This is a genomic window from Bacillus sp. N5-665 (assembly GCF_022637375.2).
Classification (GTDB): Bacteria; Bacillota; Bacilli; order Bacillales; family Bacillaceae_G; genus Bacillus_A; species Bacillus_A wiedmannii.
In genome coordinates, this window is the sequence record NZ_CP093325.1 from 1,641,223 (window position 1) to 1,655,169 (window position 13,947).

The 13,947-nt window shown below is 35.9% G+C and carries 12 protein-coding genes and 1 pseudogene; 12 read left to right on the plus strand and 1 reads right to left on the minus strand.

All coding sequences use genetic code 11. From position 1 onward, the window contains the following. The first annotated feature begins 73 nt into the window (after nucleotides 1-73). The 5 genes from MNO09_RS11055 (at nucleotide 74) to MNO09_RS11075 (ending at nucleotide 5,500) form a co-directional block, all read left to right on the plus strand. A complete protein-coding gene (locus tag MNO09_RS11055; protein WP_241950153.1) occupies nucleotides 74-2,041 on the plus strand; it encodes a phage tail spike protein in 1,968 nt (655 codons plus the stop codon). A 38-nt stretch (nucleotides 2,042-2,079) separates the two neighbouring features. Beyond that, nucleotides 2,080-2,529: a hypothetical protein gene (locus MNO09_RS11060; protein WP_241950154.1), complete on the plus strand. Its 450-nt coding sequence runs from the start codon at nucleotides 2,080-2,082 to the stop codon at nucleotides 2,527-2,529. A 277-nt stretch (nucleotides 2,530-2,806) separates the two neighbouring features. Next, nucleotides 2,807-4,192 (plus strand): outer membrane protein assembly factor BamB family protein, encoded by a 1,386-nt coding sequence (locus MNO09_RS11065; RefSeq protein WP_241950155.1) that lies wholly within the window; start codon nucleotides 2,807-2,809, stop codon nucleotides 4,190-4,192. An 88-nt stretch (nucleotides 4,193-4,280) separates the two neighbouring features. Further along, nucleotides 4,281-4,706 (plus strand): phage holin family protein, encoded by a 426-nt coding sequence (locus MNO09_RS11070; RefSeq protein ID WP_241950156.1) that lies wholly within the window; start codon nucleotides 4,281-4,283, stop codon nucleotides 4,704-4,706. Further along, nucleotides 4,706-5,500, plus strand: coding sequence for a GH25 family lysozyme (locus MNO09_RS11075; protein ID WP_241950157.1), 795 nt, complete (start codon nucleotides 4,706-4,708; stop codon nucleotides 5,498-5,500). The genes MNO09_RS11070 and MNO09_RS11075 overlap by 1 nt, the downstream gene beginning before the upstream one ends. Nucleotides 5,501-5,886: 386 nt before the next feature. Here MNO09_RS11075 and MNO09_RS11080 read toward each other — a convergent pair whose 3' ends face one another. Next, entirely contained in the window at nucleotides 5,887-6,600 is a 714-nt protein-coding gene (locus MNO09_RS11080; protein WP_241950158.1) for an excalibur calcium-binding domain-containing protein, read from the minus strand. A 194-nt stretch (nucleotides 6,601-6,794) separates the two neighbouring features. Between MNO09_RS11080 and spoVFB the strand changes: the two are divergent. The 7 genes and pseudogenes from spoVFB to MNO09_RS11115 form a co-directional block, all read left to right on the plus strand. After that, a pseudogene (spoVFB, locus tag MNO09_RS11085) lies at nucleotides 6,795-6,983 on the plus strand (dipicolinate synthase subunit B); the annotation flags it as partial. 150 nt (nucleotides 6,984-7,133) lie between these two features. Continuing rightward, nucleotides 7,134-8,180 (plus strand): aspartate-semialdehyde dehydrogenase, encoded by a 1,047-nt coding sequence (gene asd / locus MNO09_RS11090; protein ID WP_000414856.1) that lies wholly within the window; start codon nucleotides 7,134-7,136, stop codon nucleotides 8,178-8,180. Between the two features lie 23 nt (nucleotides 8,181-8,203). Further along, a complete protein-coding gene (dapG, locus tag MNO09_RS11095) occupies nucleotides 8,204-9,436 on the plus strand; it encodes an aspartate kinase (RefSeq protein WP_000692477.1) in 1,233 nt (410 codons plus the stop codon). Nucleotides 9,437-9,447: 11 nt separating this feature from the next. Next, nucleotides 9,448-10,326, plus strand: coding sequence for a 4-hydroxy-tetrahydrodipicolinate synthase (gene dapA, locus MNO09_RS11100; RefSeq protein ID WP_000564777.1), 879 nt, complete (start codon nucleotides 9,448-9,450; stop codon nucleotides 10,324-10,326). Between the two features lie 776 nt (nucleotides 10,327-11,102). Next, nucleotides 11,103-12,773 (plus strand): ribonuclease J, encoded by a 1,671-nt coding sequence (locus MNO09_RS11105; RefSeq protein WP_000823079.1) that lies wholly within the window; start codon nucleotides 11,103-11,105, stop codon nucleotides 12,771-12,773. Nucleotides 12,774-12,877: 104 nt separating this feature from the next. Continuing rightward, nucleotides 12,878-13,627, plus strand: coding sequence for a translocation-enhancing protein TepA (gene tepA / locus MNO09_RS11110; protein ID WP_000139827.1), 750 nt, complete (start codon nucleotides 12,878-12,880; stop codon nucleotides 13,625-13,627). After that, complete coding sequence (locus tag MNO09_RS11115; RefSeq protein ID WP_000605035.1) at nucleotides 13,624-13,827, plus strand: YlzJ-like family protein; 204 nt, start codon at nucleotides 13,624-13,626, stop codon at nucleotides 13,825-13,827. The genes tepA and MNO09_RS11115 overlap by 4 nt, the downstream gene beginning before the upstream one ends. Nucleotides 13,828-13,947 lie beyond the last annotated feature (120 nt).

A 13,947-nucleotide genomic window follows, 5' to 3' on the forward strand; every position in this document is an offset into this window, starting at 1 on the left:
GTACACCCCTTTATTTTTATATTCTATTATTAATAAATGAGGATGTAAATTATTTTTAGAATGAGGTGATACATTGCTAAAACTCTACAATAAACAACTGCAGCTCAAGGCTTACCTCGAGAATGCATATAATATAAAGTACAGCCCGCCGCTAAATGAACTTTGGACGGCGGGTTTTTCATTACCATTTACTGATCCGAAACGAGAAGAAATTGAAACGTTTGATTATGTGGAGATATTTGATAACGGTAAGCGTATTGGCATGTTCCGTATTATGGACAGTGAAGAAGAAAGAGAAGTGCATGGAAAAATAATTACCTATGACTGTGAGCACGTTTTATCCACACTGATGGATAGCGTGCTTTTTGGCTATCACGAGAGAATTAATTTAACCACAAGGGAGAATATCGAGTATCTCCTTAGCAAACAGAGAATAAAGCATTGGAAACTTGGTCAATGTGATTTCGTAAAGTATTTTCAATATAGTTGGGAAAATGAAGATACTATATTAGGCCCGATATATAGCATTCCAAAGCCATTTGATGAGAAATTCCAATGGACTTGGGACGATACGTCCTATCCTTGGACTTTAAACCTTGTGCGATATAACGATGAAATAACTGGAGAACTACGATACCGGAAAAATATGAAAGGTATTAAGCGCAAAGTAGAAGCTAAAGATGTTATGACAAGAATTTACCCTCTTGGTTACGGTGAGGGAGTTAACCAACTCACCATAAAAAGCGTAAATAATGGTATTCCTTATATAGACGCTCCTGATTTCGTCAGAGAGTTACATGATGGTTTTGATTATATTTGGGTTGATAGAAAATTTGAGGACCCAAAAACCCTTTACGCTTCAGCAAAAGCAATGTTACTAAAAGCGTGTATGCCAAAAGTTACGTATGAGATTGTTGCGATTGATTATGAATTGATTGATCCATACAAAATAGAAAAGTATGAAACCGGGAAGCTAGTACGTTTATATGATGAGGATTTTAATATATGGGTTGATTTACGAGTAATAAACCGCCCAAAAGATGATGTCACTGGTAATCCACTTGATGTAAAGCTTGTATTAGAAAATAAAGTGACTGATATAGGGACAATACAAGCAGATATTGAGAAGCGCCAGAAAGTCAATGAAGTGTATTCTCAAGGGACAACTAATATAGACAGCCAACCATTCCAAGATAACTGCGACCCTGATCATCCAGCTATTATAAGATTTCAAATACCAAATGATGTAAAGAATGTGAATCAGCTAATACTTACATTTGAAACATTACGGTTTAGAGCGTATGAACGAGCTATTAAAGGCGGAGGAGCTGTTGTTGCTTCAACATCAGCTGGCGGAGCAACAGTTGGTTCGACAAGCTCTGGAGGAGCAACAGTTGGTTCAACAAGTTCTGGAGGAGCAACGGTAAGCTCAACAAGTGCTGGTGGCGGTACGGTAAGGGCATCAAGCGGTGGAGGAGATCATGTTCATAAGATGTTTCATGGGGCAGGAATCGTTCCTGCTGAACCTGACTATATAGGACTGTATACAGCTTTTTCTGATCCCGGAAGATTTACAGCGGCTTCATTTTATGCAAAAGGAACAGGAGCTAGTTTATATACCCATGGTTCTAGTGGTAGTCATACACATGATATATCAATACCTAACCATACACATAGTATTAATATACCAAATCATAGCCATAGCATTAGTATTCCTAACCATACGCACGACATCAACATACCGAATCATACGCACAATATAACGTTACCAGATCATACTCACGAAATTGAGTTTGGTATTTTTGAATTATATGAAACGCCATCAAAAGTGACGATTGAAGTTGATGGGAATAAGTTGCCGTTTGATTCGATACGCGGACAAGATATAAATTTAATTCCTTATTTAGCGAAGGATGATGAGGGGAAACTTCAGCGTGGCCGTTATGTTGAAATTAAGATTACACCAAATAGTTTAGCAAGAATTAACGCTACTGTTACAGGGCGGCTGTTTATTCAATCAAGAAGCGGCGGCACGTATTAAAATAAATGATTAAAAATAGAGAAGGAGATTGATAACATATGCAAACAATTGAAATTCATACACAAGGTGGATTAAAGCATAAAGTACAAACTGAAGTATATAATGCAGAAGCACTGAATACGAAACTAAACGACAACGATTTAATCACAGTATTAATTGGTGATTTCATTATCCAACGTATTGATGTTAAACGTATTATTCCATTAAACACCATTGATGTAGAAGGCGCTAAAAGGGTAGCAGTTCATACAAATGCTGGGAAAGTGATTGAGATTACAACAAACGATTATGATCCAATTTATCTAAACGAGCAATTAAACAATAATAATACAATTACAGTCGTAATTGGTGATTATATCTTCTCTCGAATTGATGTAAAACAGGTTGTTCCTGTCCCAGTTAAAGAAGAATCGAAAGAATCAGAAAAACCACCAGGAGAAACTGGTGAAGGCAGCACAACAGTTAGTCAAACGGAACCTGCAGAGTAGTTATAAGCTAGTCTTTTTTATTTTGAACAAAATACGGCTTTTATAGGCACTCGAAGGGATGCTTTTCTTTTATCTAGTGTATTTTATATCTAATCTAGTAGATTCTTTATGGGAAATGGTAATTAAAGGAGGGAAATATAGTGATTTATAACAAGTAGATGACAGGATTTCTTTTTTTGTTAAACGCTTTAAAATTATTTAATCACAATATAAAGTAATAATGATATAATTGTTAGCGTTATGTATCCAATTTAATATCACATTTAGGAGGTATATTATGAAAAAGAAGTTTATGTTAATGATGCTTCTGTTTGCATTGATGGTAGGATTACATCCTAATTCAATGACAAAAGCAGAAACCACAAGCACACAAGGTGAACAATTCGAACAAGGAAAGTATAATCTGCAAGCTGAATTTCCATTTGGACAGAACTGGAACAAGAACTCACCTTATGCTGGAACAGAAACAAGTAAAGTGAAATGGGAATACAGGCTTTATGAAGAAAATGGTGGTATTCAATTGTTTAGTGCTCCACCAGCAATTGGAAGTGATGGGACGATTTATATTGGAAACTACAATGGGAAATTGCATGCGTTAAATAAAGATGGTTCCATTAAATGGATTAAAGATGATGTAACATATTTAAATAGTACACCGGTTATAGCAGAAGATGGAACTATTTATGTTGTAAAAGGAAAACTAACAGCTTTAAATCCCGATGGTTCCATTAAGTGGCAAGTTAAAGATGTAAATACTTATAATACTCCTATTATAGATAGTGAAGGTACAGTTTATGTATATAATTCAAAATCAATAACTGCTTATAACTCGAATGGATCAAAGAAATGGGAATCAAGTCCGATGTTTAAAGAAGCTACTAGTGGTAAAAATTCTACACTTATGTCAAAAGATGGAACTATTTACACTTTACTTTCAAGTGGCGAAAACTATTTTCTCTATGCCCATGATAAAAATGGTAAAGAATTATGGAATAAAAAGGCTAAGGGGAATGGGGGGAATCCAGGTTTTTCTTTAGGATTAAATAATGAATTATATATAAATGGTGGATCTGTTATCCATGTTTTTGATAAAGATGGAAATCTAATCAAGCAGTGGAAGCGAAGTGAGATAGGTGCGAGACCTGCTCCTACAATCTCTTCGACGGATGGGACAATTTATATAGCTGGAGGTAGCGGGGTAACTGCGTATAATCAAGACTACACATTAAAGTGGCAATATTCAGCGGGTGGAGGAGTTGGGAACTCACCAATAATAGATAAAAATGGTGTAGTTTATGTCCATTCAAAGCAAGCATTATTCGCAGTAAATCCAGATGGAACACTAAAATGGAAGATGCCATTTTCAACATTTCATCCTGGTTCTTCAAATGATTCTATAAGCATTGATAAAGATGGAACTTTATATATGATTGGATATGTGCCAAAACCAAATAACAACGGTCCTAAAGAAACGTATTATTCATTAGTCGCTATTGGCGACTCTTATACAGACACTGTATGTACTAAAGATAGTACATACATGCAAGTACTTAAATCACTTGAAGCGAAAAGTAAGAATGCTAAATTAACAGATGAAGAGAAGAAAGAAGCACGTGATATTTTAAAGAAATTATCAGATGATCTTGATAAAATAGATAAGTAAACTCAATTGTGTTAATAGAATTGAATGGTTTTTGAGAAAAGAGAGACAAGCGTCTCTCTTTTTTTATTCTAAATAAGGAGATGAAAAGATGGATCGTATGGACGTATTATTGAAAGCATTTGTAGCTACGTTTGGTGGCTTCTGTGGGTATTTCTTGGGAGGATGGGATGCAACATTGAAAATCTTAGTAACGATGGCGGTTATTGATTATTTAACTGGTATGATTGCAGCAGGATATAACGGAGAATTAAAAAGTAAAGTTGGTTTCAAAGGCATCGCCAAAAAGGTGGTGCTTTTTCTTTTGGTCGGAGCATCCGCTCAACTAGATCAAGTACTTGGAAGTAACAGTGCAATTCGTGAAGCGACTATTTTCTTCTTCATGGGTAATGAGTTACTTTCACTTTTAGAAAACGCTGGTCGAATGGGTATTCCACTCCCGCAAGCTTTAACAAACGCAGTTGAGATTTTAGGTGGTAAACAAAGACAAGAAGAGAGAAAAGGAGATGTTAAGTAATGGGACATATTATTGATATTTCAAAATGGAATGGTGACATTAACTGGCCTGTAGCAAAGCAACACGTAAATTTTATCATCGCCCGTGTACAAGATGGTTCAAATTATGTAGATCCATTGTATAAAGGATATGTACAAGCAATAAAGCAGCATAACATTCCTTTCGGTAACTATGCATTTTGTCGATTTGTTTCCATTACTGATGCAAAGAAAGAAGCGCAAGACTTCTGGAGTCGCGGTGATAAAAATGCTACGGTTTGGGTTGCGGATGTAGAAGTGAAAACAATGGATGACATGAGAGTAGGGACACAAGCGTTTATCGATGAGTTATACCGATTAGGAGCTAAAAAAGTTGGTTTATACGTTGGCCATCATATGTACGCTCCATTTGGAATGGCTAATGTGAATTGTGACTTTGTATGGATTCCACGTTATGGCGGTAATAAGCCAGCATATCCTTGTGATATTTGGCAGTACACTGAAACAGGGAATGTGCCTGGTATTGGTAAATGTGATCTAAATTCACTTATAGGGAATAAATCACTGTCTTGGTTTACCGAAGCAGCACAAGAGCAAGCGCAAGTTCCTAAACAAAACATCATCCAATCAGGAGCTTTTTCACCATATGAAGTGCAGGATGCTATGCAGGCCTTAACATCTGTGAAAATGACTGCGAATTTCTTTTTAAAACCAGATGGCTTAACGTATTTTGTTACCGAACCAACTAGTGATGCACAATTAAATGGTATGAAGGGCTGGCTTGAACGTAAAGATTGGTGGTATGAAATTAAATAAAACAAAAGAATAGTTTGATGAAAAAGTATCAGGTTCTATATGTAGATACTTATTTTGTTGACTATTATATTTGTATATGTTAGTGTAAATATACACCGTCTCTTATTTTTATATTTATATTCAATGTCTGTAGAATAAATAGAATAAGTGAAAAATCCCCTTGTGCACTCATATGCAGAAGGGGATTTTAATTTTTTTGAGAATTAAAATTTACTTTTAGATAATGCTTTTAATATAGGTTTCATGATTTTACTCAACAAACGAAATGCGTTGAAGATTGAACGAATGACTTTCATAAAGGTAGAATTTCTTTTTATTTTAAACACCTACTTTTTATGTAGTAGTTATATTTTTACTGTAGAATTTAGTATCTGTTCATTTTAGGGTTAATTTTTTTCGCAAGCAAATCCATCTTTATCACGATCTAACTTAGCGCTGTATGCCGGATGAGAAGATGGTACTCCATTCGGATATTTTTTACGTAATTCTGTACAATTTGAGAAACTTTCATTAGCACCGCTGTTACTAATGGTAGATTTACTAGTTGATTCCTGTTGTTTTTGAACCTCTTGTTGTTTACGTTGCTCCTCTTGTTTTTGAGCTTCTTCAAGTTTACGCTGTTCCTCTTGCTTTTGAGCTTCTTCAAGTTTACGCTGTTCCTCTTGTTTTTGAGCTTCCTCAAGTTTACGCTGTTCCTCTTGCTTTTGAGCTTCCTCGAGTTTACGCTGTTCCTCTTGTTTTTGAGCTTCTTCAAGTTTACGTTTTTCTTCAGCAGCCTTTTTCTCTTCTTTAGCTTTCATTTCCTGTTCTTCTTTTTCCTTCGCTTTTTTCTCTTGCTCTTGTTTTTCTTTTAATACTTTTTCTTCAGTTCTTTTTTTATCAATTGCAGCTCTTTCTTCTGGATTTATTGACTTATTAGCAAATACACCTGTTAAAATAAACGAAATGAATAATATCGGTAAGAAAATTAATATAACTAGACCTCTTGTTTTTTTGTTGCCAAAACGAACTACTTTCCCTGGTTTAATTAGACCTATAATCAATGCAATTATTGCTAGCACTGAGAATAGTAAAAATAAAAATGTTAATGCACTAAACAAATAAAAAACCTCCTAGATGAAATAATAATGATATTATTATATCAAACTTTAGAGATATTAGGGTTGTTTATGAAATAATAAAATATATACTTTAGAATTTTTGCTTCCATATAAAGTTATAACAATTTAACTAATCATGATTTATATATATAATTGAAGAAATAAAAAACTCCTTCTTTTGTTATCACCCTGTTGGAGTCAACCTCATGCGCCTAATGGCTACAAAAAACATCTACTTCGTCCCATTCGGTCAAGATGCACCAGAGAAAAAACCGAACTCGATGGTAGCTCGTATGGAGCTGCTTGAAGATACAGTATTAGAAGCGCTGCAAGGGAAGCAATTGCAACCGGTTGTCGTAGAAAAATTCAGATATATGAATTAAAAAACGAAAAAAAACGGACAATTTTTGATGAAACCATCATTCTTACTGTAGAATATGATAAAATTAACGTTATTAAGATTAGAAGGGGTATTGTATACTCCTTCTGATTCTAAGTTATAGAAGGATTGGTATCTAGAAAGGGGCATAGTGATGGAAAAGCAAAAAACTTTTCATGTCGCTGTAGTTGGAGCAACCGGCGCAGTTGGTGAACAAATGTTAAATACTTTAGAGAAACGAGAATTTCCAATCGGGAAGTTAACGTTACTTTCATCTAAACGATCTGCAGGTAAGAAACTTGTATTTAAAGGCGAAGAATTTACAGTTCAAGAGGCAACTCCTGAAAGTTTTGAAGGAGTAGATATCGCACTATTTAGTGCTGGTGGATCTGTATCAAAACAATTAGCGCCAGAAGCAGCAAAACGCGGTGCGATTGTTGTTGATAATACAAGTGCATTCCGTATGACAGAAAACGTGCCACTTGTTGTACCTGAAGTAAATGAAAACGACTTAAAAGAACATAATGGTATTATTGCAAATCCAAACTGTTCTACAATTCAAATGGTAGTAGCTCTTGAGCCAGTTCGTCAGCAATATGGTTTAAAACGAGTAATCGTTTCCACATATCAAGCTGTATCAGGTGCTGGTGCGGCAGCGATTGAAGAACTTCATGAACAATCACAAGCAATTTTAAATGGTGAAGAAGTAAAGGCGAATGTTTTACCTGTATCAGGTGATAAGAAACATTTCCAAATTGCTTTCAACGCGATTCCACAGATTGATAAATTCCAAGATAATGGATTTACGTTTGAAGAAATGAAAATGATTAATGAAACGAAAAAAATTATGCATATGCCTGAATTAGAAGTAGCGGCAACATGTGTACGTTTACCGGTTGTATCAGGTCACTCTGAGTCTGTTTACATCGAAGTGGAAAAAGAAGGCGTAACAGTAGAAGAATTAAAGAGCTTACTTGCAAATGCGGAAGGTATCGTTCTGCAAGATAACCCAGAAGAGCAGTTATATCCAATGCCAGCTACTGCAGTAGGTAAAAACGAAGTATTCGTTGGAAGAATCCGTAAAGATTTAAATAACGATAAAGGATTCCATCTTTGGGTCGTATCTGATAACTTATTAAAAGGCGCTGCATGGAATTCTGTTCAAATTGCAGAGCGCTTAGTAAAATTACAATTAGTGTAAACGGCTAAGAGAAGGTGCAAAATATGAAAATTATTGTTCAAAAATTTGGTGGCACATCCGTACGTGATGAAAATGGACGTAAGCATGCGCTTCATCATATAAAAAAATCGCTAGATGCGGGTTATAAAGTAGTTACTGTCGTATCTGCTATGGGCCGTAAAGGTGAACCATATGCAACTGATACTTTGTTAAGTCTTGTAAATCAAGAGGAATCTCGCATTTCTAATCGTGAGCAAGATTTATTATTATCATGCGGAGAATTAATCTCAGCAATCGTCTTCTCTAACATGTTAAATGAGAACGGTATAAAAGCAGCAGCATTAAATGGTGCACAAGCTGGTTTTGTAACAAATGATGATTTTACAAATGCTAAGATTATTGAAATGAACTGCGATCGTATACATGAAGAGCTAGAAAATCTAGATGTAATCGTCGTTACAGGATTCCAAGGACAAACGAAAAAAGGTGATACGACAACACTTGGACGCGGAGGTAGCGATACTTCAGCTTCTGCATTAGGTGTTGCGCTTCATGCTGAATTTATTGATATCTTTACAGATGTAGAAGGTGTTATGACTGCGGATCCTCGCATTGTAAAAGATGCACGTCATCTTCAAACGGTAACATACAATGAAATTTGTAACATGGCATATCAAGGTGCAAAAGTCGTGCATCCACGTGCAGTTGAAATTGCGATGCATGCAAAAGTACCACTTCGTGTACGTTCTACGTATTCTGATAGTGAAGGTACGCTTATTTCAGCATCGGACGGTGCGACAAAAGGCCGTGATGTAGAAGAACGTCCTGTTACAGGTATCGCTCATGTATCAAATGTGACGCAAATTAAAGTGCTGGCAAAAGAAACAGCATATGATTTACAACAGCATGTGTTTAAAGAAATGGCGAATGAAGGAATCAGTGTCGATTTAATTAACATTTCACCTACTGGGGTAGCTTATACGGTGAGTGATAGTGTATCAAGTCGTGCAGTTGAATTATTAAAAAACCTTGGATATGAGCCAATTGTGACAGAGCATTGTGCAAAAGTATCTATTGTAGGAGCTGGAATGGCAGGATACCCAGGGGTTACTGCGAAAATCGTTACAGCTTTAGCGGAAAAAGGTATTCAAATTCTGCAATCGGCAGATAGCCATACGACAATTTGGGTTCTTGTAAAAGAAACTGATTTAGTGGAGGCTGTAAATGCATTACATAGTGCGTTTGAGCTTTCAAAAGAAAAGCAACTGGAACAATAAGGAGTGAGACCATGATAGATTTTGGGACAATTGCAACCGCGATGGTAACTCCGTTTGATAAAAACGGAAATATCGATTTTGCGAAGACAACGAAATTGGTAAATTATTTAATAGATAACGGTACAACAGCAATCGTGGTAGGAGGAACGACAGGAGAATCTCCTACATTAACTTCAGAAGAAAAAGTAGCGTTATATCGCCATGTCGTATCTGTTGTCGATAAAAGGGTGCCCGTAATCGCTGGAACAGGTAGTAATAATACGCATGCTTCTATTGACTTAACTAAAAAGGCAACAGAGGTTGGTGTTGATGCAGTAATGCTAGTAGCACCGTATTATAACAAACCGAGTCAAGAAGGAATGTATCAGCACTTTAAAGCAATTGCTGAAAGCACGCCGCTTCCGGTTATGCTATATAACGTTCCAGGACGATCTATTGTACAAATCTCCGTTGATACAGTTGTTCGTTTATCAGAAATAGAAAACATTGTTGCGATTAAAGATGCAGGCGGCGATGTGCTAACAATGACAGAAATCATTGAAAAAACAGCGGACGACTTTGCAGTATACAGCGGTGATGATGGTTTAACGTTACCAGCTATGGCAGTTGGAGCGAAAGGTATCGTTTCTGTAGCATCTCATGTGATTGGAAATGAAATGCAAGAAATGATTGCAGCATTCCAAGCAGGAGAATTTAAAAAGGCGCAAAAATTACATCAATTACTTGTAAGAGTAACGGATTCATTATTTATGGCGCCAAGCCCAACGCCAGTAAAAACAGCGTTACAAATGGTTGGATTAGATGTAGGTTCTGTACGTTTACCACTTCTTCCATTAACAGAAGAAGAAAGAGTAACGTTACAATCTGTTATGCAATCTATCCCTCGTTAATAAAAAATGACCTAGTGTAGAACTAGGTTATTTTTTTATGTTATAAAAATCTTTGCCTCTCGTTTCTCACCTACATGTGTTCTTATAAGATCATATTATGCCACTTGTTTAACCGCTTCTTCATTATGTGTTGCAACATGTATAAGAAAATAATCGTACACCTTTAAATGAATCAAAAAATCATAGTTATTATAGGATAAACATTTGTATAAACGTAATAAACTATCGATTCTGTTTTGTAGAGGGATTGTCTCAAATGTGACGTGATTCATAAAAAAGCTTCATTTTATAAGTGTTTTTGTTCGATTCTAGAAAAATAAGTCTTGAAAATCCATATTATGAAATTAATTTAGCGTATGTATGGCTATTTCTTCAAAATAATATGGAGTATAAAATCGGAGTAAATATAAAGGAAATACGTTCGATATTTTTGTTGTAATTCCGTTCTTTTACTTCTTCTTTCGCACGATTTAACTTGTGTTCTATTTCTTGTATCAGGTATAATATGGCTAAGTAGCTTAGTACGGGTATGCTTAGCAAAATTGGTAAAAATTATAATTTGATTACATTTTCATATCATATCGAATAAGATATTTGATTTATATAATGAAAGAGAGGTGAAACCTGGTTTAAAAAATAAACAAGGACATGATATCGCATAACGGTAAGGACATTCGTCTTGGACGGTGAATATATGGTGGTTGTAGAGTTTCCCCTGGTGTCTCTGCAATTTTAGTGAAATCAGTGTTTGAAAGATTTTTAAACCAGGCAACAACATGAAGAGAAAAGAGAATGAGTCTGTTAAAGTATTTGCTCTTGGTGGAGTAGGTGAAATCGGGAAAAACATGTACTGTGTTGAAATTGATTCTGAAATCTTTATTGTAGATGCAGGGTTAATGTTCCCGGGAGATGAAATGTTTGGAATTGATATCGTTATTCCGGATATTACATATTTAGTGGAAAACCAAGAGCGAGTAAAAGGTTTATTTATTACTCACGGTCATGAAGATCATATTGGTGGAATTGTTTACGTACTTCGTAAATTATCAATTCCTGTGTATGCAACGAAATTAACAGTAGGACTTATACAAGAAAAACTTGGCGAAGCGGGTATGTTAGGCCGTGTAGACTTAAAAACAATCGATTCAAATTCAACAGTAGAGTTTAATACTACAACGGTGTCATTCTTTGGAACGACACATAGTATTCCAGATTCTGTTGGTGTTTGTTTCCATACATCAAAAGGTGCTATCGTATATACGGGAGACTTTAAATTCGATCAAACTCCAATTGGAAATAGTGGAGCAGACCTTGGAAAAATGGCACAAATCGGAAATGAAGGCGTACTGTGCTTATTATCTGATAGTACAAATGCTGAGCGTCCAGGCTATACAGGTTCTGAAAAAGAAGTTGGTGTAGAAATTTCTAAAGTGTTCTACGGCGCAGAAGGACGTATTATCGTTGCTTCATTTGCATCGAATGTACATCGTATTCAACAAGTATTTGATGCAGCTGCTGAAACAGGACGAAAAGTGGCGGTTGTAGGACGTAGTATGGTGAAAGTAGTAGATATCGCAAGACGTCTTGGTTATTTAGATGTTCCAGAAGGTATGGTTATTTCACTACAAGAAGTAGACAATTTCCCAGAGAAAAAGGTAGCTATTTTAACGACAGGTAGCCAAGGTGAACCGATGGCAGCCCTTTCTAGAATGGCGAAGCAAGCTCATAAACAAATTTCAATTCGTAAAGGTGATACGGTTATTATTGCGGCTTCTCCAATTCCAGGTAATGAAATATCTGTATCGAAAATTATTGACTTGTTATTTAGAGCTGGAGCTGATGTTATTTATTACGGTGAAAGAAAAGTTCACGTTTCAGGTCACGGTAGCCAAGAAGAATTAAAGTTAATGTTAAATTTAATGAAACCGAAATATTTTGTACCCGTACATGGTGAGTTCCGTATGCAAAAAGCACATGCATATTTAGCTGAAGATGTAGGTATTGCAAGAGAGAATATCTTTATCGTAGAAAAAGGTGATGTGATTGCTTTTGGTGACGATGACGCAAACTTAGTTGGCAAAGTACAAGCTGGTAATGTGTTAATTGATGGATTAGGTGTAGGTGACGTTGGTAATATCGTTCTTCGAGATAGAAAAATGTTATCTCAAGATGGAATATTAGTAGTTGTTGTAACACTTGGTAAAGATGAAAAGAAAATTATCTCTGGTCCAGAAATCATTTCACGTGGTTTTGTGTATGTTCGTGAATCAGAAGCGTTAATTGACCGCTCTACAGAGATTGTACGTATGATTGTTGAGCAATCGATTAAAGAGTATTCAATTGAATGGTCTATGTTAAAACAAAATATTCGTGAATTATTAGGGCAGTTCTTGTACGAAGAGACAAAGAGAAAACCTATGATTTTACCGATTATTATGGAAGTATAAAAAAGATCACCTTTACGGGTGATCTTTTTTTCTTTTTAAACTCTATCGAATGAAATTTATAACTTAAGAAATAATAGTTATATACGAGTGAAAGGGGATGCGATATGACAGAACGTGATCGTTATACAAATGAAGGGAAAGAGGCTGAGCCGAAAGAAACTGGGAAAGAAGCCTCGATAGTGGAAAAAATTCAACAGCTAGGGCAAACGAATGTACCACAAATGAATGAATCGAGTATTCATTGTTTAACAATCATTGGGCAGGTGGAAGGTCATGTTCAGTTGCCGCCGCAAAATAAAACAACAAAATATGAGCATATTATTCCGCAAATTGTTGCGATAGAACAAAATCCGAAAATTGAAGGTTTGCTTTTAATATTAAACACGGTCGGAGGTGACGTTGAAGCAGGATTAGCAATTTCTGAGATGGTAGCTTCGCTTTCAAAGCCAACGGTATCACTTGTTCTGGGCGGAGGGCATTCTATCGGTGTACCAATCGCCGTCTCTACGGATTATTCATTTATTGCGGAAACTGCGACGATGACAATTCATCCCATTCGTCTAACAGGTCTTGTTATAGGTGTGCCGCAAACATTTGAGTATTTAGATAAAATGCAAGAAAGAGTCATTCGATTTGTGACGAAGCATTCGAAAGTAACCGAAGATCGTTTTAAAGAACTTATGTTTGCGAAAGGGAATTTGACGCGAGATATTGGGACGAATGTAATTGGTGGCGATGCAGTAAAATATGGTCTCATAGATGATGTCGGTGGTATTGGGAATGCGATTCGAAAGCTGAATGAATTAATAGATGCTCGCATGGATGATAGTGCAGAAGGGAAAATGTTACAATGATTTTATACACAATTATGCCAGAGCAACTTGTATATCCAACTGATTATTCGCAATGTGAAAGCCAAAAAGTTGTAAATATAAACGGTGTTGAATTAATGGTTTCTGAAGAAGAACATGGGTGTTATTCTATTGTACGTGTGTTAAGTACGGATCCGCTACACTACTTAGAGTTTGAGCCCGGCCAGAAAATAACCTTTTAGCAAAAAGAAGGATTTTGTTTAGAAGCTATGGTATAATATAAAAAACAAGACGGTTGAGCAGCCATGAGAGGGCTGCTTTCTTCTGTTTATTTAACAATTTACAAGAAGTGTAAAAATAGA

What these genes read in the sequence shown, in the direction of transcription:
- MNO09_RS11060 (WP_241950154.1), top strand. Translation starts at nt 2,080, where the DNA reads ATGCAAACAATTGAAATTCATACACAAGGTGGATTAAAGCATAAAGTA.
- MNO09_RS11065 (WP_241950155.1), top strand. Translation starts at nt 2,807, where the DNA reads ATGAAAAAGAAGTTTATGTTAATGATGCTTCTGTTTGCATTGATGGTA.
- MNO09_RS11070 (WP_241950156.1), top strand. Translation starts at nt 4,281, where the DNA reads ATGGATCGTATGGACGTATTATTGAAAGCATTTGTAGCTACGTTTGGT.
- MNO09_RS11075 (WP_241950157.1), top strand. Translation starts at nt 4,706, where the DNA reads ATGGGACATATTATTGATATTTCAAAATGGAATGGTGACATTAACTGG.
- asd (WP_000414856.1), top strand. Translation starts at nt 7,134, where the DNA reads ATGGAAAAGCAAAAAACTTTTCATGTCGCTGTAGTTGGAGCAACCGGC.
- dapG (WP_000692477.1), top strand. Translation starts at nt 8,204, where the DNA reads ATGAAAATTATTGTTCAAAAATTTGGTGGCACATCCGTACGTGATGAA.
- dapA (WP_000564777.1), top strand. Translation starts at nt 9,448, where the DNA reads ATGATAGATTTTGGGACAATTGCAACCGCGATGGTAACTCCGTTTGAT.
- MNO09_RS11105 (WP_000823079.1), top strand. Translation starts at nt 11,103, where the DNA reads ATGAAGAGAAAAGAGAATGAGTCTGTTAAAGTATTTGCTCTTGGTGGA.
- tepA (WP_000139827.1), top strand. Translation starts at nt 12,878, where the DNA reads ATGACAGAACGTGATCGTTATACAAATGAAGGGAAAGAGGCTGAGCCG.
- MNO09_RS11115 (WP_000605035.1), top strand. Translation starts at nt 13,624, where the DNA reads ATGATTTTATACACAATTATGCCAGAGCAACTTGTATATCCAACTGAT.